The organism is Methylomonas methanica, from assembly GCF_001644035.1.
In the GTDB taxonomy this organism is placed as follows: domain Bacteria; phylum Pseudomonadota; class Gammaproteobacteria; order Methylococcales; family Methylomonadaceae; genus Methylomonas; species Methylomonas methanica_A.
Genome location: NZ_LUUG01000079.1, coordinates 35,915 through 56,255, shown reverse-complemented (window position 1 = coordinate 56,255; position 20,341 = coordinate 35,915). Strand labels below are relative to the sequence as shown.

Here is a 20,341-nt window from a genome sequence, read left to right as displayed (position 1 = left end):
TTCGCAGCTTTGATAACGCCGGCGATAGTCGCCAAACCGGAAACACCCAATACTGTGCAGATGTCCGCGCCAGCAGCATAGAAAGCACCGGCTTCGTATTCGCCAGCGTCCATGGTTTTCAAGTCAACCAACAACAATTTGTCTGGGTAACGTTGTCTCAGTTCTTTAACCAGGTTGATACCGTTGTATTTAATGCAAGGAGTGCCGATTTCAAAAATATCAACATAAGGCGCTACTTTATCAGCCAATTCGACAGTTTGGTTGAAATCCAGTGAATCCAACGCCATTTGAATTAATGGTCTTGCCATATTTATGTGCTCCGATTGTTATAGTTACAGTTATTGTTTTAAGACCCACCCCCCGACCAAAACGCCATTTTCAGGTCTTTAAGTCGAGAGCGCCGCAAGCCTTTGTCGATGGGCAGTTTTCGCGAGTGCGGCAACTCTAAATCAGAATAAGGCACCCTGTCAATTGAAGACCGACTATTTACTCAGTAAAAACCCTGTATTCAGTCCGGATCGGTAAAAACTCAACCGTCCAAACCGGTCCAAGGCTTGAATAGCCCCGTCGCATCCACCCCGAACATATCCAGGATTCGCCCCACGCCCTCATCTACCATCGCCCGCACGGAATCGGTCTTGTTGTAAAAAGCCGGCATCGGCGGATAGATAATTCCGCCCATTTCCGTGACGCTGGCCATATTGCGGATATGCGCCAAATTTAACGGTGTCTCGCGGGGCACCAACACTGTTTTACGGCGCTCTTTCAATGCCACGTCCGCCGCCCGGGAAATCAAGTTGTCACCAAACCCATGCGCCACTGCCGCCAGCGTTTTCATCGAACACGGCGCAATAACCACACCCTCGGTCTTGAAAGAACCGCTGGCAATACACGAGGCGATATCGTTTATGCCGTGCGTGACATCCGCCAACGCATACAAAGCAGTCCGATCCATATCCAATTCGTATTTTAGATTAACGAAACCAGCTGTCGACACCACGAGATGGGTTTCCCACTCGTCTCGTGTCCGCAACACTTGCAGCATCCTAACGCCATAAATCGCCCCGGTAGCGCCGGTTATTGCAATAACCAGTCGTTTTTTGTCCTTCATAATACCCTTGTCTACGCTAAAAGCTTGGTCATATCATCGGTCGCGGATACCAACGCATCGATCATTTCTTCGCCTCGCGCAATGTGGCCGGCATTCGGCAATACGACGTAACGAGATTGCGGCAAGGCCTGATGCAGGCGCCAGCCTGCTTCCGCAGGACAGGTCAAATCGTTTCGGCCATGGATGATGATGGTCGGTACCGACTGCAACCCCGCACAGTTTTCCAGGATTTGATTTTCGCGGATGAAATAATCATGAATGGCATAAGACAATTCCATTTTTACTTGCCGCAACATCTGCTCGCTAACCGTCTCCATACTCTCCAAATAATCATTACCTAAGGCCACTTGTCCGCTCCAGGCCTGCCATTGTTGAGCAGCACGCTTGGCGGCGTCCTGATCGGCACCGAAAATTGCTTCCACCAATCGCTCCAAGACATTGGCGTCCGGCAAATTGGGCAAATTGTCCAATAAGACCTGCCAACGCTCGGGATAGATTTTATTGACGCCGTTACCCAAAAACCACTCCATATCGGCCTGTCTGGCTAAAAACACGCCGCGCAAGATCATCGCCAACACCTGACCCGGATGCTGCTGAGCATAAAGCAAAGCCAACGTACCTCCCCAGGAACCGCCGAATAACAACCAACTATCAATACGTAATTGCGTGCGGATGCGCTCCATATCCGCCAGCAAATCCTGAGTGGTATTGCCTTGCAATTCGCCAAACGGCTCAGATAATCCGCAACCGCGCTGATCCATCAAGATGATGTGGTAGCGATCGGGATCGAAAAACCGCCGATGATCGGGCTTGGTACCGGAGCACGGGCCGCCATGCAAAAATATCGCCGGAATACCGGCCGGATTGCCGGATTGCTCGACATACACGCGATGGTCGCTGCCTGTTTCCAGAAAGAAAGTATGGAACGGGGAAACTTCCGGATAGAGGGTTTTCATTATTTTTTCATCCATAAAAAAAGGGAAGGCTGTTACACCTTCCCTTTTGCATACCGAATAAGCTACAAACTTAGAATTTGAAACCTACATAACCGCCAGCGTTGAAACCGTCGGTAGGTGTACCGTCGAGGCTGCTGGTTGCGTAGTGGTAACGCACATCAGTACCCAATACGATGCCTCTATACAGGTCGTACTCCGCACCGGCGCCGAAGTTCATGCCGGCGTTCAACACGGAAACCGCGTTGGATGGAACACCCAAAATGTTGATATCCAAACCAACTGGGATAATCCATGGACGCAATTTGCTATCGTGCATGAATTTTATTTTTGGCGAAGCATTGATTCTCAGACGCGCATCAGTTGCGGTGCCATTACCTGCATTAAGCTGAACAGGCGTTACACCGTCCGCAGAAGCTATTGCAGTTAGCGTACCGTTGGTCAATGTATTCTGACCGGTGCCGTATTGAGCGTATTCAATACCCAGCTCGATAGCAAATGAGGTGTCATCCATCAAGCCGAACAAGTCATTATTGACATTGAAGTCGAACGCACCGCCAAAATAGAAACCATCATTATTGCTATTGTTTGACAGCAAAGAACCTTTTTGAGCCAATGAACCGCCACGATCTTGATCCAGAGAAGTCCAACCACCACGAACCGCAACCAAGTTGTCTTTTGCAGACGCTTGAGCAGGTGTTGATTTAACAGATGCCATCCATTGATCAAGCTCTTGAACTTTCGCACTAGCGGCAGTGGAGCTAGCAGATGAAGATTTAACGCGGCTCAACTCAGCTTGCATGGCTTGCATTTGCTCAGCCATTTGTTGCATTTGCGCTTCCAGAGCTTCGGTTTTTCTTGCGGCAGCGTCAGCTACGCGCTCTGCACTGGAACCAGCAGCTTGGGCTTGTGGGGCAATGAATGCTCCAGCCATTGTCAAAGTCGCTGCGGCAACGCCCAGCGCTAATTTGGTTTTAGTAAAACTCATTGTTGTTCCCCCCAAGGGTAGTTATTGTTAAGACTGAATTGGCTTTATAGCAACACAGGATTTCTTCACGTGGGCAATAATAGCAGCAAAACACTAGCCTTACAAGTTTTAAGTCTATTTTTTTTACTCAAAAAATTTGTTTTATATCAACAAGATACAAATACTTTATAAACTATAATCCATATTTGTCAAAAATTAACAACAGCCATTTGCTTTTTTACACACCCATCAACAATCGGCAAACCCTATCTAAATAAGCCGGCTTCGTGTTACCTTAAAAAAGCCTTCTTACACCCGTTTTCCTCAGCATTCGCATGACCACACACCTGGATATTCTGATCATCGGCGGCGGTATCAGCGGCCTGTTAGCCGCTCGAGAACTGCGCCTTGCCGGCCGCGACGTCACGATCCTCGACAAATCCAAACCGGGCCAGGAATCCTCATGGGCCGGCGGCGGCATTTTGCTGCCGATTTATCCCTGGCGCCAAGCTGCGGCCATCTCCGAATTAGCCGTCAACAGCCTAAAAAAATACCCTGCCTTAAGCCAGGAACTGCTCGCCGCTACCGGTATCGATCCGGAATGGTACGACTGCGGCATGCTGATCTGTAAAAACCCGGACTACGAACACGCTATACAGTGGTGCGAACACTACGGCATCGACTATCAGCCGGCAGCACCGAGATTGACCGAGCCGTTTATCAGCAATCTCGACCAACCGCTATGGCTACCGGGAATTGCTCAGGCCCGCAATCCAAGATTATTAAAATCGCTCCATGCTTACTTAATGCAAGCAGGCGTGAAATTTCTGGATACCACTGAAGTTCGCAAGATCGGTATCGCTAACCATCGCGTTACGAACATAGAAACCAACGACGGTCCATACACCGTTCAGCACCTGATCGTTAGCGCCGGCGCCTGGACCACCAATTTAATGAAGGATTTATTGCCGGATTGGCCGGTAGACCTGCACATCAAGCCGGTCAGAGGCCAAATGCTGCTGTTCGACGCCACACCAACAACCTTGCCTTACATGGTGTTGGACGGCGATCAATATTTGATCCCGCGCCGAGACGGGAAAATCCTGGCGGGCAGTACCGTGGAACAGGCCGGCTTTAATAAGATCACCACCGAAGACGCCAAACAGCAGCTTTACCTATTTGCCACCGAATTACTGCCGACCTTGAAAAACTATCCGGTTAGCCATCATTGGGCGGGCTTGCGCCCCGGCAGTCCGCAAGGCATTCCCACTATTGGACGACATCCCGAGATTGAGAATCTCAGCATCAATGCCGGCCATTTTAGAAATGGTTTGGTGATGGGGCCGGCTTCCGCCAAGTTGCTGGCCGACCTGATTCTGCACCGTCCCACCGAAATAGACCCAACACCCTATTCGCTAACTCGAGCAACCGCGCCATGAACTTTTATCCTTTGCTACGCCCTTTGCTATTTTCCCTGGATCCGGAAACCGCGCATCATGTGACGCTGGATTTATTGAAGCTGGCCAAGCAAACCGGCTTATCGGCTTTGAGCAAACCGACAGTTAGCGAAAAGCCGGTCAAGGTGATGGGCTTGGAGTTTAAAAACCCGCTAGGACTGGCGGCCGGTCTGGATAAAAACGGCGACTATATCGACGCATTGGCCGAGCTGGGTTTTGGCTTTATCGAAATCGGCACCGTCACCCCTCGCCCACAACCCGGCAACCCCAAACCGCGCCTGTTCCGCCTACCGGAACATCAAGCCATCATCAACCGGATGGGTTTTAACAACTTGGGTGTGGATCATTTGCTGGAACAAGTAGGTAAATGCCAATATCGCGGCGTTTTGGGGATTAATATCGGCAAGAACGCCGACACCCCGCTGGAAAGCGCCACGGAAGATTATTTGATTGGCCTGCGCAAAAGCTATGCGGCGGCAAGCTATATTACGATCAACATTTCTTCGCCCAACACCAAGAACTTACGCCAATTGCAGCAAGGCGACGAAATCAGGCAATTGTTAAGCGCTTTGAAGGAAGAACAACTGAAGCTTCAGATGACGCATGGCAAATACACTCCAATCGCGGTGAAAATCGCGCCGGATTTAAGCGATGAGGAAATTAGCCACATCGCGGCATTGCTGCTGGAATTTGCTATCGACGGCGTGATTGCCACCAACACCACCATCGCCCGCGATAAAATCCAGGGCCATGTCCATGCCAATGAAGCGGGCGGATTGAGTGGCGCACCGGTCAAAGACAGCTCGACTCGGGTAGTAAGAGGTTTGGCTGCGGAATTGAGCAGCAAACTGCCGATTATTGCGGCCGGCGGGATATTAAGCGCCGCAGACGCCCAGGAGAAAATAGCCGCCGGCGCCAGCTTGGTACAGATTTATAGCGGCTTGATCTATCGAGGACCCGAATTGATTGATGAGATATTAAGCACCATCTAATTTCTTAGGCGCCCCATCGACCTTATCAAACTTAACTGTTGATAGGGTCATCTTATCCTTGTTTGTCTTCTGCGCTTTCCCTAGTGCTAACCCCGCATTCCCAAACCGGCACCGATTAGCGTGCCGAGGCGTTTGCGATGGCGTTTACCGATGAATCAACCGTCCAGCCGCCGCCGAATGCCCGATAAAGCGATACCATCGCCACGCTGAGCGCCGTTTCGGCTTTGGCACGTTCGTCGCTGACGGCCAGCTTGCTGCGTTGAGCATCCAGAACGGCGAGATAATTGCCTGCACCGCGCTGATACAAGGCGTCGACCAGTCGGTAAGATTTTTCCGCCGAAGCCTCCGCTTCAGTCAATTGGCCTAGGCTATCGGTGGCGGAACGGTTTGCGACGAAGGCGTTTTCCACGTCTTCTAATGCCAGCAAAAAAGTCTTCTCGTAATTGGCGGCGACTTGGTCCAGCCGCGCATCGGCGGCGGTGATATGCGCGCGGATGCGACCGGCATTGAAGATCGGCGCCGAAAGGCCCGAGCCCAGCGCATAAACGCTATCGGCCAGACTCGGAAAACCGCCGACCGCCAGTACACCAACACCACCACTGACCGACAGCACCAGCTTGGGATAAAGATCGGCCCGCGCCGACCCCAGGCTGGCCGCCGCCGCGCTGACTTCGGTTTGCGCCAAGCGCAAATCGGGCCGCTGCGCCAACAAATCGGCCGGCAGCAGATTTGGCATGGCCGGCGCTTGCTTCGGTAACGGGACAACAGCGGCCAAGCGACTTCCTAGGCTCTCCGGCTGCTCGCCCAATAACACGCCCAAACGATGGATCAAGTTTTGCTCGGCGTTAGTCAGTCCGGGCAGAGTCGCTTCGGTGCCCTGCAGCAAGGTTTGCTGACGGGCAATGTCCGCCTCGTTAGCCAGCCCGGCTTTAAGAAATACCTGTAAAGTCCTCAGCCGTTCGCGTTGCAAGACGATATTGCTTTGCAAAATACTGATGCGCTGCTGCACGCCGCGCAGCTCCAGATAGTTGGTCGCCACCTGGGCCAACAGACCGACTTGCGCCGCGTGCAAACCTTCCTTGCTGCCTTCGGCTTGCGCAGCGGCAGCTTCCGCTTCCAAATGCCGGCTTCCGAACAAGTCGATTTCCCAGCGCGCCGCCAATCCTCCGCTGACGGCATCGGCCGTCGGCGTAATCAATTTGATGCCTTGCCCGCTCGGCACGCCGACGATACGGTCAATGCGTTTTTCCCGGCCACCAGAAAGTGAGAAATCCAGACTGGGAAACAGCGCCGCTTCGGCGACGGTGACCATCGCGTTGGCTTCGCGGACGCGAGCGGTAGCGATCTTGAGATCGTGGTTGGCGGCCAAGGCTTTGTCTATCAATTCGTTCAGCAAGGGATCGTTGAATCCTTGCCACCAAGTCTTAAGGTCAACCGCTTCGGTGGTTGGGGCGGTTTTAGCATTAGCCGCGTGTTGCCATGTTGCCAGGCTATTGAGCGCTATTCGGTCGCCGACGCGCGTCGGCGTACAGGCGCTTAACCAAGCCAGAGACAGAAGGACTAGCGTTGTTAAATATCGATTATTCATTGCAAGACTCCGAGGTCTTATTTGCCAAAAACGTAGGTTGGGTTAGCGAAGCGTAACCCAACAAAATCAAAATGTTGGGCTTCATTTTATTCAGCCCAACCTACCGTCATTAGAGTCCGACTGCCCACTCTCCACCCTAAACCAAGCCGCATACAGCGCCGGCAGGAAAAAGATCGTCAGCCCGGTCGCCACCGTCAGCCCGCCCATGATGGCGATGGCCTGCGGGCCGAAGAAATCGTTGCGCGACAAGGGGATCATTGCCAGGATGGCCGCCGCAGCAGTCAGCATGATCGGCCTGAAGCGCCGCACCGTCGATTCGACGATGGCCGACCATAGGTCGAGCCCGGCGTTTTGATCCTGCTCGATCTGATCCACCAGAATCACCGAGTTGCGCATGATCATGCCGGACAGTGCCAGGATGCCGAGCAAGGCCACGAAACCGAACGGCGCCCGGAATATGAGCAAGGCGAAGGCGGCACCGATCACCCCCAGCGGCGCGGTGCTGAACACCATGAAAGTCCTGGACAGATTCTGCAACTGCATCATCAACAAGACCAGCGTGACGATCAGCACCAGCGGAATCCAGATCAGAATCGACTTCTGCGCGGTCACCGCGTCTTCCTTGGCGCCGCCGGTTTCGATGAAATAGCCGGCCGGCAAGCTATCCTGTATCGGTTTAAGTTTCGGGATGATTTCCGCCGCCACGTCCGGGGCCATTTTGCCGTCGGCCACATCGGCGCGTACCGAGATGGCCGGGAAGCGGTTACGCCGCCAACGCACGCCGTCTTCGAACACGATTTCGAACTTGACGAACTGCGACAGCGATACCGACTTGCCGTTGGCGGTGCGAACAGCAACATCCGGCAATTCGTCGGCGGCGGTGCGCAATTCGGGACTGGCCCGCCAGACGATGTCGATCAATTTATCCTGCTCGCGCAATTGCCCGACCGGTATGCCAGTGTAATGTGCCTGCAAGGCTTGCGACAGGCTGGCTGTCGAAACGCCGAGGGCGCGGGCCTTGTCCTGATCCAAGACTAAACGGAACGAAGGTATCCGCTCATGCCAGTCGTCGTTGACATCCACGGTGCCGGGATGGTCACGTACAAGCTCGGCGACCCGGTCAGCAATGCCGCGCACGATATTGGGGTTTTCGCCGAGCACTCTGAACAGCAAGGGATAATCCATTGGCGGCCCGACATTGAGGCGCTTCACCCGGCCTCGCATAGCCGGGAAATCCGTGGCTAAAGCCTGCCGGACGCGCTGCATGACCCGTTCGCGGGCCGCATTATCCTTGGTCATCACCACCAATTCAGCCAGATTGGTATTTGCCAATTGCTGCACGATCAACTTGAAAAACCTCGGCGTCCCGCTGCCGATATAGCTGGCGACATGTGCCACGTCCTCGTCCTTGGCTAATAGCGCCTCCATGCGTTTGGCGGCGGCTTCGGTTTGCTCAAAGGAACTGCCCTCCGGCAGCCACAGATTGATGATGACTTCCGGCCTGTTGGACAGCGGGAAGAACTGTTCGGGGACATGGGCTAAAGCCACCACACCGAGGCCGAACAAGGCCAGCGTGGCGATAATGACTTTCTTGCGGTGTGCCACGCAGGCATCCACCCAGCGGCGCAGCCGGTTGTAGAACGGCGTATCGAACAGTTCGTGAACCGCTTGCCCGTCCTTGGTATGCACCTTGAGTATCAAAAATCCCAAATAAGGGGTGAACACCACCGCGCCTATCCATGACAGTATCAGGGAAATGCCGACCACCTGAAAAATCGCCACGGTATATTCGCCGGCGGAGGATTGGGCCAGACCCACCGGCAAGAACCCGGCGATGGTGATCAAGGTGCCGGTCAGCATCGGAAAGGCCGTGGCACGATAGGCATAGGTCGCGGCGCGCATCCGATCCCAACCTTCCTCCAGTTTGCGGGCCATCATTTCGACCGCAATCATCGCATCGTCCACCAGCAGGCCCAGCGCCAGAATCAATGCGCCCAATGAAATACGATGCAAATCGATGCCGCACAACAACATGAGCAGCAAGGTGGCAGCCAGTACCAGCGGCACGGTCAGTGCCACCACGGACCCGGTACGCCAGCCCAGACTTAAAAAGCTAACGACCAACACGGTAGCCAGGGCTTCGAAGAAGGTACCGCCGAATTCCGCCATCTGATTCTTAACTACATGCGCTTGATTGGCGACCGGTTCTATATCCATGCCCAAGGGTAACTCGGTTTCGATGCGGGCCAGCGTTTCTTCCAAGGCTTTTCCCAGGTCGATAACATTGCCTTTGGTGTTCATCGTCACACCGAGTCCGAGGGCCTGCTTGCCATTGAAACGCATTTTGAATTCCGCTGGATCGACATAGCCGCGCGTTACCTTGGCAAAGTCGCCAACTTTGAATGTTCGATTTTCAATGCGTACCGCCAGATTGGCGACGCTATCCGCCGAGTCGAACGCGCCGGTCAGGCGTATCGGCAGATTACGCTGCGCGGAAAATACCATGCCGGCCGGCGTCATGCCATTCTGCGCTTGCAAGGTTTGAGCAACCGCCGCCGCCTCCAGGCCCAATTCGGCCAGCTTCTTGTCGGAAAATTCGACGAAAAGCTTTTCGTCCTGCACGCCGATCAACTCGACCTTTTCAACATCCTTGACCCTCAAAAGCTGTTGGCGGACTGAGTCGGCCGCCTGTTTCAGATCGGCATAACTAAAGCCCTCACCGGAAAAAGCGTAGATCAGGCTGTAGGTATCGCCGAATTCATCATTGAAAAACGGCCCGATACTGCCGGGCGGCAGCGTCATGCGGATGTCATCGACTTTCTTGCGCACTTGATACCAAAGCCCGGGAATTTCCTTGGGCGGCGTATCCTCGCGGGGCGTGACGAAAATCACCGATTCGCCGGGTTTGGAGTAACTGCGCAGATAATCCAGGTTAGGCAGCTCCTGGATTTTCTTTTCCAGCCTATCGGTCAACTGCTGTTCCACTTCCAGCGCGGTGGCGCCGGGATAGAGGGTTTTGACTACCATTACCCGGAACGTAAACGGTGGGTCTTCCTGCTGGCCCAGCCGGTAATACGCGAATAGGCCGCCTAGCACCACCAAGGCGATCATAAAACCGGTAAAGGAGCGATGTTTAAGCACCCATTCGCTGAGGTTGAACTCTTTCATAGTGAGCCCTCTGTTGCGCCATGCTTAGCCAATGCATTTTCTTCCGGCAAGCGCACCGCTTGCCCCTCGGCCAGACGTTGAACGCCGGCGCTAACCAGCAATTGGCCGGCGGCGAGGCCATCGACGGCAATGCGTTCGCCTGCCAGCGTTTCGCCCAGCCGAACCGGCACGGATTTGACCGTGGCGGCCTGCTCGTCAACCAGCCAGACCGAAGAATGATCGGGCTGGTTTTGCGGGGTATAGACGGCTGAAAGCGGGATGGCGATGCGGGAAGCGGTGTTCGCGTCGATATGAACCGTCGCCGTCATGCCCAATTGTGCGGCGTCCAGGCCTTCGAGCAAGGTGGCCTTGACGCGATAGGTGCGGCTGGCCGGATCGGCGGCCGAGGCGATCTCGCGAATTTTAGCCTTGAGTAACCAATTGCCGTTTAACCATAAAGACACATTAACGGCTTGTTGGCGCTGGATTTCCGCCAGACGATGTTCGGGAACCTCGAAATGAACTTCCTTTTCGTCGAGCTGGGCCAGCGTCACCACAGTCTGTCCGGCCGCCAGCACTTGTCCGGCCTCTACAGACAGCGCAGTCACTACGCCGTCCCGGTCGGCACGCAGTTCGGTATAGGCCAGCTGGTTAAGCGCTTGGCCCAATTGCGCTTCCAGCGCCGCCGTCCGTTCCCGCGCTGTGGCATAAGTGGTTTCATGCCGCTCGAACTCCGGCGGACTGATGACTTGCTGGGCCAGCAGTTCGCGGTATCTCGCTAGATCGTCGCGCAAGAAATTGCTGTCGGCCTGCGCGGAAGCCAGCTGAGCCTTAAGGCCCTGCACGGCGAGGCGGTAATCGTTGCCGTCCAGGATCGCCAGCAGCTGACCTTTGCGCACCTGGTCGCCAACGTCTACTTTCCGCTCCAGCAGTTTACCGGCCACCCGGAAGGATAAGGGCGTCTCGATTCTTGCCCTGACTTCTCCAGCAAAATTTCTAGCGCCAACTGCGGCATGGTCCTGGATTCGAAACACTTTCACCGGCCGGGAAACCGCTTGCGCTTTATTGTTTTGGTCGCTGCATCCGACGCTTATAGTCAGCGGCAACAACGCGACCGACAGCCAGCCTTTGATGGGGAATCGGAATGGCAGCCGGTCACGGCTGGCCGGCATTAGCGGAATTTTGGATCTCAGCATTTTGCTTTCTCCTTCGATAAAAGGTTCGGTAATATTCGGAATTATCATTCGATGCCGTTTGCTATCAGTAAAACGGCGGCCAACTTGGCGTCATCGGCCACGCCGGAATGGCGCTGCAATTGTTCGGATACGATGGCGCCTTGGAACAAGGCACAAAGTTGCCCCGCCAGCCGTTCCGGAAAACGCGCACCGGCTTGTCCGGCTAGATCAGTCATATAACTTCGAAACTTGCGATAAAACGCGGCGGACAGTTGATGCACCACATGACGTTGATCGGGAAATTCCGCGGATGCGTTGATAAAGGGGCAACCTTGAAAATCAGGATTCGCCAAGCATTTGCCGTGGACATCGAAAATTGCCAATAACCTGTCTTTCGGCGACTGAGCTTTGTCCTCGACTTGCTCGACAAACCAAGTCCAAAATTCGGCATCGCGGTCTTGCAGGTAAGCGACGATCAACACCTCCTTGGAGGAGAAATGCTTGTACAAACTCATCTTGGTCGTGTTCGCCGATTTGACAATGCTATCGACGCCGGTTGCCCTAATGCCTTGGGTGGAGAAGAGCTTAGTCGCCGCATGCAAGATTCGTTCGCGCGCATTAGCGGTGTTAATAGACATCGTTACTCATACCTCCAACGAGACGGTCGCAGAATCTCATCACTTAGAATCCCGCCCGAATATCAATAACGTCGATGTCGCCGAGGCATAGAGTCGGCCTGCGGCGTCGATAAGACGTGCTTCGGCAAAAGCAGCTCGCCTCCCTAGCGATAGAACACTGCCTTCCGCTCTGACTAACCCCGTGTTCTTGGTCATTGCCTTGTGATAGGAAATTTTCAATTCCAAGGTTGTGTAGGCCTGTTTCTCGGTCAAGCTGGAATGGACTGCACAGCCGCAGGCGGAATCCAGCAACGTGGCCGCATAGCCGCCGTGAACGGTGCCTAAGGGGTTATAAGCATGTTCGCCGGGCTTGCCGGCAACGACAGCTTTGCCGAGGTCGATTTCCACCAACTCAAAATCCAGCGACGCCAGGATTCCCGGCTTCCGCCCAGAGGACATCAGGGCGCGCAACTGGTCTAGGCCATTGAGTCCGGCACCGGTTTTATACGCAAGACTCATCTTAAATACGCTCCTTCCTGGATGCGCGATATCGCTGGATGTGCAGTCGTCTTGGTTCTCTTAGAAAAACGAATCATGTCCTTATCCTTCCATTCTTCAGACTATCGGCAGCTGGTTAAACTTGCGTAAGGACTTGTCTACCAAGGCTTCCGGGAGGAAACGACGCAGAAAGCGCACCTGGCTTGCCTGTTTCCCGGCGGTATAGCGCCTTCTGGGAACTGCGGCAGTCGCAGCTTTCAACACCGTATCAGCGACCACTTCCGGGGCGTCGCCTGCATTCACGCCATTCCGCATGAGCGTTGCCATGCCGGCACGTACCGAGTCATAGACGCCAAGCGGCTGATCAGGTCTCGTTAGACTTTCTTCGAACGAGGTCCGGGTAAATCCGGGCTCGACCAACACCACCCGAATTCCGAATGTGCGCAGTTCGTGGTCGAGGGATTCGGAATAGCCCTCAACCGCATGCTTGGTCGCGGCATAGAGGGCGTTGTAAGGCGATGGGATCAAGCCAAGGACTGAGCTGACATTGACGATTCTGCCTTTCCTTTGGTTGCGCATGGTCGGCAACACCGCATTTGTCACGCGAGTAATGCCGAAGAGGTTGACGTCGAACAAGGCTTGGGCCTGGGCGGTGGACGACTCTTCCGCACCGCCGAGCAAGCCAATGCCGGCATTGTTGACCAACAGATCGATGCGGCCCGCCTGTTTCAATACCTCGGCTACCATATTCTTTACTGACGCATCGTCGGTCACGTCGCAGGTCAGCATCGTGATGCCTGCTATGCTGGCAGACGCCTTGCGGCTAGTGCCGAATACGCGGTAACCCGCTTGTTGCAGGGCCTTGGCCGTTACCAGCCCAATGCCAGAGGATGCGCCGGTGATCAGGGCTACAGTATTGTCTTTATTGCTCATATCAAATCTCCTTGCAGGGATGGATAGTCTGGCGACTAAGTGTTACTATCAATTTGAAACCAATGTTACTATCAAAATGAAAGTAAGTCACTACTAAAAAAGTATGAACGATAAAAATATTTGCGCCGACCCCTGTCCGATTGCCCGCTGCTTGGCTTTTCTCGGAGACACTTGGAGTTTATTGCTTTTGCGGGACGCCCATATTGGCCTGACCCGTTTCGATCAATTTCGGAAAAGTCTTGGCATCGCGCCGACGATTCTGACCCGGCGCTTGGCGACGTTAACGGAGGAAGGATTATTGGAAAAACGGCTCTATTCGGAGCGTCCGCCGCGTGAAGAGTATGTGTTGACAGCCGCCGGCCGCGACTTTCTGCCGGTGCTCATGATGATTGGCGCCTGGGGGAGCCAGTATCGCGGCGATGGTCCGTTGGTGCGTGTCCAGGATGTTGAGACGGGAGAGTATATTAAACCGATCGCCATCGACGAGGTGACGGGGGCAAGAATCGGGACTCGCCCGCTACGCTTTGTGATGCCGGATAGCGATTGAAGCACTATGGCTTACCCATACACGGCTAATGAAGACTTGTGCGTTGGTGGAATTATTGGAGAGTTCCAGAAAAAATCTCTCATGCAGCAAGATGATCGCTCGCTTTGGTTATGCGGCCTGGATTCGCGAATCTCCAGAAGTTGTTGATAAGCAGATGAGAGGGAACGAATACCAAAGAACCCCGACCTTGAAGCTGATAGAGTTTTGTAACTCAAAAAGCGTTTTGAACGCAAAGAAACGTGGTTATTTCAAAGTCCAACTCTCTGAAGCAGTCTAAATCAAGTATCTTTAAACTAGAGCAACGGTCTCAAAGGAAAAGCACAGGATTAATAAGCTACTTTAATCCATGTTTTACTGACAAATCCGTAAAAAACCGCGCCCAGATAACGTGTGGTCAAGTACCTACTTTTGATGTTAACGAAGTCCAGGCGGGTGGATTTGTATTATCGTCCACGCATACAGTACAGCGGCATTTACTCACCCGCAATCGCCATCTGCTCCAGCAAAATAGAACCGACTCTAATATTACCGCGTAAATCCACATCGTTACCGATGGCCACAATGTTGCGCAGCATGGACTTCAAATTGCCGGCGATGGTAATTTCTTGCACTGGATACTGGACCACGCCGTTTTCCACCCAAAAGCCGGACGCGCCGCGCGAATAATCGCCAGTCACGCGATTAACGCCCTGCCCCATCAATTCTGTGACCAGCAAACCGGTGTCCAGCAATTTCAGCATGCCGGCAAAATCGTTACTGCCGGGTTCAACGGTCAGATTGTGCACACCGCCTGCGTTACCGGTAGTTTGCATACCTAGCTTGCGCGCCGAATAGGTGCTGAGAATATACGATCTTAAAATACCGTCGCTGACAATATCCCTGGCTCTGGTCGCCACACCTTCGGAGTCGTAACTGGCGCTGCCCAGCGCGCCGCGCAGAAACGGCTGCTCATGAATCCGCACAAAATCCGGCAAAATCTGCGTATCCAACGTATCCAGTAAAAACGAGGATTTGCGATATAAACTGCCGCCGCTGATCGCACCGATCAACGCCCCGATCAAACCGGACGCCATTTCCGACGCGAATAATACCGGACATTGCCGAGTACTCAGACTGCGGGCATTGAGACGAGCGAGCGTCCGTTGCGCGGTTTTTTCGCCGACTTGTCTAGCCGATTCCAGGCCGGCCGCATTACGGGCCACGCTGTACCAATAATCGCGCTGCATCGCATCGCCGCTGCCGGCCAGCACCGAACAGCTCAGAGAATGCCGACTGGACTGGTAGCCTTGCAAAAAACCCAGCGAATTACCGAACACCCGCGTGCCTTGATGCGTATTCACCGAAGCGCCTTCGGAGTTGCTAATCGCCTTATCATAACCGCGCGCGATATTTTCGCATTCGATGGCGATGCTTATGGCTTGTTCGGCGTTAATATCCCAGGGATGGTTCAAGTCCAGATCCGGGAACTCGGTTGCCAATAATTCGGCATCGGGCAAGCCGGAATACGCATCGTCGCTGGCGTAACGGGCGATACTACAGGCGGCCTTGACAGTCTCCTTCAATGAGTCAGTGGAAATGTCGTTGGTACTTGCCGAGCCCTTTTTCTGGCCGAAATAGACGGTAACCCCTATACCTTGGTCGCAGTGATATTCGACGGTTTCCACTTCACCCAGACGTGCCGACACGGACAAACCGTTATCAACGCTGAACGCCGCTTCGGCGCCGCTCGCGCCTTGTTGTTTGGCTTCGTCCAATAATTGCTGAACGACATCTTTTAAGCGATTAATTTCTTCCTGATTTTGCACGGTAAGTCTCTTAGAATTCGATTACATGTGTGGGCCGAAGCATGTTGGCCCGAGGCATTAAACGCTGGTGCCGCCGACGGTCAAGCCGTCGATTTTCAAGGTGGGCTGACCGACGCCGACCGGCACGCTTTGCCCGTCCTTGCCGCAGGTGCCGACGCCGCTATCCAGGGCCATGTCGTTGCCGACCATCGATACTTTCGTCAACACGTCAGGACCATTACCAATTAGCGTTGCGCCTTTCACGGGGCGGGTAATTTTGCCGTCTTCGATCAAATAGGCTTCGCTGGTGGAAAATACGAATTTGCCGGAGGTAATATCCACCTGTCCGCCGCCGAAGTTACGCGCGTACAACCCTTTTTTGACCGAGCGGATAATCTCGTCCGGGTCGCTGCTGCCAGGCAGCATGTAGGTATTGGTCATACGCGGCATCGGCAAATGTGCGTACGATTCGCGGCGACCGTTACCGGTGGGTTTCACGCCCATCAAACGGGCATTGAGCTTGTCCTGCATGTAACCTTTTAAAATGCCTTTTTCGATCAACACGGTGTTTTCGGTGGGCGTACCCTCGTCGTCGATATTCAAGGACCCGCGCCGTCCAACCAAGGTGCCGTCGTCGACCACGGTGCACAAGTCCGAAGCCACCCGCTCGCCGACTCGACCGCTGAACGCCGACGTACCCTTGCGATTGAAGTCGCCTTCCAAACCGTGACCGATCGCTTCGTGCAGCAAAATCCCCGGCCAGCCCGGTCCCAGCACCACGGTCATATTGCCGGCCGGCGCTTCCTCGGCCTGCAAATTAACCTGGGCCAGACGCACCGCTTCGCGGCCGTATTCAAAAGCCCGGTCGTTTTCCAGAAAAAAGCTGTAATCGCTGCGACCGCCGCCGCCCATGCTCCCCTGCTCACGCCGACCGTTTTCGACCATAATCACCGTCACGTTCATCCGCACCAAGGGCCGCACATCCGCAACCAGAGAACCGTCTTGATTGGCGATCAGCACGCTGTCATAAGCCGCAATCAGGCTGACCATCACTTCTTCGATACGACTGTCCAACTTGCGGGTTTCGCTATCGACGCGTTTCAATAAATCGATTTTTGCTTGATCGTCCAGTGACTTTAAGGGATTGAGCGGCTGGTACAACTGCGGCCAGCTCTTGGCGACTTCGATCTGGCGCTGCGCCTGCTGCCCTTGTCTGACTATCGCTTTCACGTTGTTGGCAGCTTCCAGCAGGATCGGCAATTCGATGCGATCACTGTAAGCAAAGCCGGTTTTATCGCCGCTGACGACGCGCACACCGGCACCGTGCTCTATGGAATGACTGCCTTCCTTGATTATGCCACCTTCCATGGACCAGGATTCGAAATGACTGGACTGAAAGTAAATATCAGCAGCATCGACCGGCACGCTGAGCAGCGCGGCCATCACTCGATCTATATCCTGAGTTTGCAAGCCATTGACGGCAAGAATGGATTGGGTAACTTGTTCTAGTAATGGCATAAGAAAATTAAAAATAAAACGGTTTCGTCAAGGATGCGCACAATCACATCACGAAAAATGAGGCGATATAAGCAACAGCCACGGCAGTGACGGTAATAGCCACCTTGTCCCTTATCGTAAGCGACAGCCAATACAACTCTAATTCGGTTTTCCGCCGCACCCAGGTATTCAGCACCATTTGTTTAAACGATGCCCAAAGCCGGGGTACTAATTTTGAGAGTCGATAAAAACCAAACCAGGCAATGGTGACCAATATATAGAATGTCACCACCTGGCTACCGTGGCGGTCGGATTCGAATAAATACTCGATAATTTCACCAACATCCAATAGGTGAAACAGCAATTCGACGGCTTCTTCAATGCCTAACTCGACGTACTCGAAGACAACATGAAATCCTTCGAACACCAGATGCATCAACTCACCCAGCAGCTCCAGGGTCACATCGTACATGACGATAGCAAGTACCACAAAACCGACGATGATCAAGTCGAGATTCTTTCTAATCATGGCTAATTCCTTACCGCACTCGCCGCTATCGACTCCGGCACCTGCCATTCGACTTTCCAATACCCCTTGCCGCCCGCCAAGGCTTGGTTCAACCAAGGTAACAGGGCTTCCGCCTGACTATCCAACTGCCACGGCGGATTGATGATCAACATGCCGGAGCCGGTCATGCCGCGACCCGGCCCGTCATCGGCTATACAATGCTCGATCCGCAACTGGCGAGGAATGCCGCTTTGCGCCAATTGCCGCATAAAGTTTTCGGTCGCAGCCCGGTCAATGACCGGATACCACAGCGCATATACGCCGGTAGCGAAGTGCTTATATGCAGTCGTGAGAGCCGCTACGATTTTTTTGTATTCGTCGCGCATTTCATAACTGGGGTCGATCAATATCAAGCCGCGTTTTTGGATAGGCGGCAATTTCTTGCTTAAGGTTTGCAAGCCGTCTTCTTTGCTGACACTAACCTGTTTGTCGCCGGCAAATAATTGCTGAAGGGCTTCGACATCGCTACTGTGCAATTCCGACAATAGCAATCGGTCTTGCGCCCGGACCAAGCGCTTTACCAGTTGCGGGGAGCCAGGGTAGCGCACCAGTTGCCGACCGGTATTTTCCGCGCGCACCGCGGACAGATAATCTTTCAATTCGGGAGGCGCATCATGACTGTCCCACAGTTTGGCTATACCTTGCTGATATTCGCCGGTTTTTTGGGCAAACTCGGATTTAAAAGAATATTTGCCGGCGCCGGCATGGGTATCGATGTAAACAAAAGGTTTATCTTTCTGTTTTAGTGCGTTGATCGCCAGCGTCAGCAGACTGTGCTTTAACACATCGGCAAAATTGCCGGCATGAAACCCGTGGCGATAACTAAGCATGCTGTCTACCCATTTTTATTATTCCAATCCGTTCAATTTCAGCTTAATTTGGCTCTGAACATAAAAAACACCGCACCCAGCAAACATAAACCGGCCCATAGATAATCCAGTTTCAGCGGCTCTTTCATGTAGTACACCGAGAAGGGTACGAATACGCTCAGCGCAATCACTTCCTGCATAATTTTCAGCTGGGCGACGCTGCACTGCGTGTAACCGATACGATTAGCAGGCACTTGTAACAGATACTCGAACAGAGCGATGCCCCAACTGACGAATGCGGCCAGCAACCAGGGCTTGTTATTCAATTCCTTTAGGTGTGCGTACCAGGCAAAGGTCATGAAGACATTGCTGCAAATCAATAAGCCGGCGGAGATCAGGATGGCATTCATGCTGATTCTACTATTAGGTTCTGATAACCTTGTTTGTAATCGTTGATGGCTTGGGCCCGCAACTTCCGGATGGCAATACCAATCTGTTCGCCTTGCAAGCCTTTCAGCAAAGCCGCCGAGGTATCGACAGCCGCAGCCGCCTTGGCGGCTGAACGAATGTAGTCGGCTTGCGGGTAAGGCCTGTCTTCGAATCCGGTCCGCCCACGCGCGTCGGCTTCGCAAGCCTGTAAAAATTCATCCAGGCGGCTATCGGGCTTAAACGCGCCGATGGTTTGCAACATATCGGTCAAGGTATCCGCGCGCAATTCCAAAGCCCTGTGGCAATGGGTGTGATATTGCATGACCTGAGTGCACAGCGATTTAAAATTATTCGGCACCCGCAATCTTTCGCATAGTTTGGCAAGCACCGGCAAACCTTTTTGCTCGTGTCCGTGATGACTGGGCCAATGCTGACTAGGAGTCAATGCCTTGCCTAAATCGTGCAACAAAGCCGCCAAGCGTACCTCCGCCTTATCGGAAAGCCGCGCGGCCTGTTCCAGCACCATCAAGGAGTGCACGCCGGTATCGATTTCCGGATGATATTTCTCGGGTTGCGGCACGCCGAACAAGGCGTCTACCTCAGGAAAAAACACCTGCAAGGCACCGCAATCTTTCAATACCTGAAAAAATGCCGCCGGCGTCCGCTCCAATAAAGCTTTATGTAATTCCGCCCACACCCGTTCGGCGACTAGAAAGTCGGTTTCGCCAGCGAAGACCATCTCTCGCATCAATTGCAGTGTTTCCTCGGCGACAGTAAAGCCCAAATGGACATAACGGGCAGCGAAGCGGGCGACGCGCAAGATCCGCACCGGGTCTTCCACAAATGCCGCAGACACATGCCGCAGAATCCGGCTATCCAAATCCCGCCGCCCGTTGTAGGGATCGATCAATTCGCCGTCGGCATCAATTGCCATCGCGTTGACGGTTAAATCCCGTCGCAACAAGTCTTCTTCCAGGGTCACATCCGGCGCGGCATGCACCGCAAATCCCTTGTAACCCGGAGCAGTTTTACGTTCGGTGCGTGCCAAGGCATATTCTTCGTGATCGAGCGGATGCAAAAATACCGGAAAGTCTTTGCCAACCGGCCGAAAACCGGCGGCCAGCATGCTGTCCGCAGTCTCACCGACCACTAGCCAGTCGCGTTCCTTAACCGGATAACCCAGCAAACGGTCGCGAACTGCGCCGCCGACCAGATACGTTTTCATGCCTTACCAACTCGCCTGCTAAATGGATCAAAAGACACAGTATA

The 20,341-nt window shown here is 53.7% G+C and carries 19 protein-coding genes; 3 read left to right on the top strand and 16 right to left on the bottom strand.

Annotated elements, in window-relative coordinates:
* The 4 genes from A1332_RS13790 to A1332_RS13775 form a co-directional block, all read right to left on the bottom strand.
* Positions 1 to 308, bottom strand: a 308-nt coding sequence (locus A1332_RS13790) for an orotidine 5'-phosphate decarboxylase / HUMPS family protein (protein ID WP_197491463.1), incomplete at its 3' end; no start/stop codon positions are given.
* A 221-nt stretch (positions 309 to 529) separates the two neighbouring features.
* Positions 530 to 1,111 (bottom strand): UbiX family flavin prenyltransferase, encoded by a 582-nt coding sequence (locus A1332_RS13785; protein ID WP_064009062.1) that lies wholly within the window; start codon positions 1,109 to 1,111, stop codon positions 530 to 532.
* Between the two features lie 11 nt (positions 1,112 to 1,122).
* Positions 1,123 to 2,067: a prolyl aminopeptidase gene (gene pip / locus A1332_RS13780; RefSeq protein ID WP_064009070.1), complete on the bottom strand. Its 945-nt coding sequence runs from the start codon at positions 2,065 to 2,067 to the stop codon at positions 1,123 to 1,125.
* A gap of 70 nt (positions 2,068 to 2,137) precedes the next feature.
* Positions 2,138 to 3,052 (bottom strand): hypothetical protein, encoded by a 915-nt coding sequence (locus tag A1332_RS13775; RefSeq protein ID WP_064009061.1) that lies wholly within the window; start codon positions 3,050 to 3,052, stop codon positions 2,138 to 2,140.
* Between the two features lie 314 nt (positions 3,053 to 3,366).
* Here A1332_RS13775 and A1332_RS13770 point away from each other — a divergent pair, with 314 nt between their 5' ends.
* Both A1332_RS13770 and A1332_RS13765 read left to right on the top strand, forming a co-directional pair.
* Entirely contained in the window at positions 3,367 to 4,470 is a 1,104-nt protein-coding gene (locus A1332_RS13770; RefSeq protein ID WP_064009060.1) for an NAD(P)/FAD-dependent oxidoreductase, read from the top strand.
* A complete protein-coding gene (locus A1332_RS13765; protein ID WP_064009059.1) occupies positions 4,467 to 5,480 on the top strand; it encodes a quinone-dependent dihydroorotate dehydrogenase in 1,014 nt (337 codons plus the stop codon). Before A1332_RS13770 ends, A1332_RS13765 begins: the two co-directional genes overlap by 4 nt.
* A gap of 115 nt (positions 5,481 to 5,595) precedes the next feature.
* Here the strand turns inward: A1332_RS13765 and A1332_RS13760 are convergent, their stop codons facing one another.
* The 6 genes from A1332_RS13760 to A1332_RS13735 form a co-directional block, all read right to left on the bottom strand.
* Complete coding sequence (locus A1332_RS13760) at positions 5,596 to 7,068, bottom strand: efflux transporter outer membrane subunit (protein WP_064009058.1); 1,473 nt, start codon at positions 7,066 to 7,068, stop codon at positions 5,596 to 5,598.
* A 90-nt stretch (positions 7,069 to 7,158) separates the two neighbouring features.
* Positions 7,159 to 10,236 (bottom strand): efflux RND transporter permease subunit, encoded by a 3,078-nt coding sequence (locus A1332_RS13755; RefSeq protein ID WP_064009057.1) that lies wholly within the window; start codon positions 10,234 to 10,236, stop codon positions 7,159 to 7,161.
* Positions 10,233 to 11,411 (bottom strand): efflux RND transporter periplasmic adaptor subunit, encoded by a 1,179-nt coding sequence (locus tag A1332_RS13750; protein ID WP_231890296.1) that lies wholly within the window; start codon positions 11,409 to 11,411, stop codon positions 10,233 to 10,235. Before A1332_RS13750 ends, A1332_RS13755 begins: the two co-directional genes overlap by 4 nt.
* 44 nt (positions 11,412 to 11,455) lie before the next feature.
* On the bottom strand, positions 11,456 to 12,028 hold the full coding sequence (locus A1332_RS13745; RefSeq protein WP_064009056.1) for a TetR/AcrR family transcriptional regulator: 573 nt from the start codon (positions 12,026 to 12,028) through the stop codon (positions 11,456 to 11,458).
* Positions 12,029 to 12,067: 39 nt separating this feature from the next.
* Positions 12,068 to 12,526, bottom strand: a complete 459-nt coding sequence (locus A1332_RS13740; RefSeq protein WP_064009055.1) for a PaaI family thioesterase — start codon at positions 12,524 to 12,526, stop codon at positions 12,068 to 12,070.
* 96 nt (positions 12,527 to 12,622) lie between these two features.
* A complete protein-coding gene (locus A1332_RS13735) occupies positions 12,623 to 13,438 on the bottom strand; it encodes an oxidoreductase (RefSeq protein WP_064009054.1) in 816 nt (271 codons plus the stop codon).
* 103 nt (positions 13,439 to 13,541) lie between these two features.
* Here A1332_RS13735 and A1332_RS13730 point away from each other — a divergent pair, with 103 nt between their 5' ends.
* Positions 13,542 to 13,985 carry a winged helix-turn-helix transcriptional regulator gene (locus tag A1332_RS13730; RefSeq protein ID WP_064009053.1) on the top strand — a complete coding sequence of 148 codons (444 nt, stop codon included), beginning with the start codon at positions 13,542 to 13,544 and terminating at the stop codon, positions 13,983 to 13,985.
* A 473-nt stretch (positions 13,986 to 14,458) separates the two neighbouring features.
* Here A1332_RS13730 and pmbA read toward each other — a convergent pair whose 3' ends face one another.
* Genes pmbA through A1332_RS13695 form a run of 6 tightly spaced genes read right to left on the bottom strand, consistent with a single transcriptional unit; the run spans position 14,459 to position 20,297 of the window.
* On the bottom strand, positions 14,459 to 15,790 hold the full coding sequence (pmbA, locus tag A1332_RS13720) for a metalloprotease PmbA (RefSeq protein ID WP_064009051.1): 1,332 nt from the start codon (positions 15,788 to 15,790) through the stop codon (positions 14,459 to 14,461).
* A gap of 57 nt (positions 15,791 to 15,847) precedes the next feature.
* Positions 15,848 to 17,287, bottom strand: coding sequence for a metalloprotease TldD (gene tldD / locus A1332_RS13715; RefSeq protein WP_064009050.1), 1,440 nt, complete (start codon positions 17,285 to 17,287; stop codon positions 15,848 to 15,850).
* Positions 17,288 to 17,330: 43 nt separating this feature from the next.
* Complete coding sequence (locus A1332_RS13710) at positions 17,331 to 17,843, bottom strand: hypothetical protein (protein ID WP_231890295.1); 513 nt, start codon at positions 17,841 to 17,843, stop codon at positions 17,331 to 17,333.
* Positions 17,798 to 18,664 (bottom strand): 23S rRNA (adenine(2030)-N(6))-methyltransferase RlmJ, encoded by an 867-nt coding sequence (locus A1332_RS13705; RefSeq protein ID WP_064009048.1) that lies wholly within the window; start codon positions 18,662 to 18,664, stop codon positions 17,798 to 17,800. Before A1332_RS13705 ends, A1332_RS13710 begins: the two co-directional genes overlap by 46 nt.
* A 38-nt stretch (positions 18,665 to 18,702) precedes the next feature.
* Entirely contained in the window at positions 18,703 to 19,053 is a 351-nt protein-coding gene (locus A1332_RS13700) for a DMT family protein (RefSeq protein WP_036278996.1), read from the bottom strand.
* Positions 19,050 to 20,297 (bottom strand): multifunctional CCA addition/repair protein, encoded by a 1,248-nt coding sequence (locus tag A1332_RS13695; protein WP_064009047.1) that lies wholly within the window; start codon positions 20,295 to 20,297, stop codon positions 19,050 to 19,052. The genes A1332_RS13700 and A1332_RS13695 overlap by 4 nt, the downstream gene beginning before the upstream one ends.
* Between the last annotated feature and the right edge of the window lie 44 nt (positions 20,298 to 20,341).

Bases quoted from the DNA above. Each gene is read 5' to 3' on its own strand.
- A1332_RS13740 (WP_064009055.1), bottom strand. From the start codon at position 12,526: ATGAGTCTTGCGTATAAAACCGGTGCCGGACTCAATGGCCTAGACCAG.
- A1332_RS13710 (WP_231890295.1), bottom strand. From the start codon at position 17,843: ATGGCAGGTGCCGGAGTCGATAGCGGCGAGTGCGGTAAGGAATTAGCC.
- A1332_RS13745 (WP_064009056.1), bottom strand. From the start codon at position 12,028: ATGTCTATTAACACCGCTAATGCGCGCGAACGAATCTTGCATGCGGCG.
- A1332_RS13765 (WP_064009059.1), top strand. From the start codon at position 4,467: ATGAACTTTTATCCTTTGCTACGCCCTTTGCTATTTTCCCTGGATCCG.
- A1332_RS13695 (WP_064009047.1), bottom strand. From the start codon at position 20,297: ATGAAAACGTATCTGGTCGGCGGCGCAGTTCGCGACCGTTTGCTGGGT.
- A1332_RS13730 (WP_064009053.1), top strand. From the start codon at position 13,542: ATGAACGATAAAAATATTTGCGCCGACCCCTGTCCGATTGCCCGCTGC.
- A1332_RS13770 (WP_064009060.1), top strand. From the start codon at position 3,367: ATGACCACACACCTGGATATTCTGATCATCGGCGGCGGTATCAGCGGC.
- A1332_RS13755 (WP_064009057.1), bottom strand. From the start codon at position 10,236: ATGAAAGAGTTCAACCTCAGCGAATGGGTGCTTAAACATCGCTCCTTT.
- pip (WP_064009070.1), bottom strand. From the start codon at position 2,067: ATGAAAACCCTCTATCCGGAAGTTTCCCCGTTCCATACTTTCTTTCTG.
- A1332_RS13700 (WP_036278996.1), bottom strand. From the start codon at position 19,053: ATGAATGCCATCCTGATCTCCGCCGGCTTATTGATTTGCAGCAATGTC.
- A1332_RS13775 (WP_064009061.1), bottom strand. From the start codon at position 3,052: ATGAGTTTTACTAAAACCAAATTAGCGCTGGGCGTTGCCGCAGCGACT.
- tldD (WP_064009050.1), bottom strand. From the start codon at position 17,287: ATGCCATTACTAGAACAAGTTACCCAATCCATTCTTGCCGTCAATGGC.
- A1332_RS13705 (WP_064009048.1), bottom strand. From the start codon at position 18,664: ATGCTTAGTTATCGCCACGGGTTTCATGCCGGCAATTTTGCCGATGTG.
- A1332_RS13785 (WP_064009062.1), bottom strand. From the start codon at position 1,111: ATGAAGGACAAAAAACGACTGGTTATTGCAATAACCGGCGCTACCGGG.
- A1332_RS13735 (WP_064009054.1), bottom strand. From the start codon at position 13,438: ATGAGCAATAAAGACAATACTGTAGCCCTGATCACCGGCGCATCCTCT.
- A1332_RS13760 (WP_064009058.1), bottom strand. From the start codon at position 7,068: ATGAATAATCGATATTTAACAACGCTAGTCCTTCTGTCTCTGGCTTGG.
- A1332_RS13750 (WP_231890296.1), bottom strand. From the start codon at position 11,411: ATGCTGAGATCCAAAATTCCGCTAATGCCGGCCAGCCGTGACCGGCTG.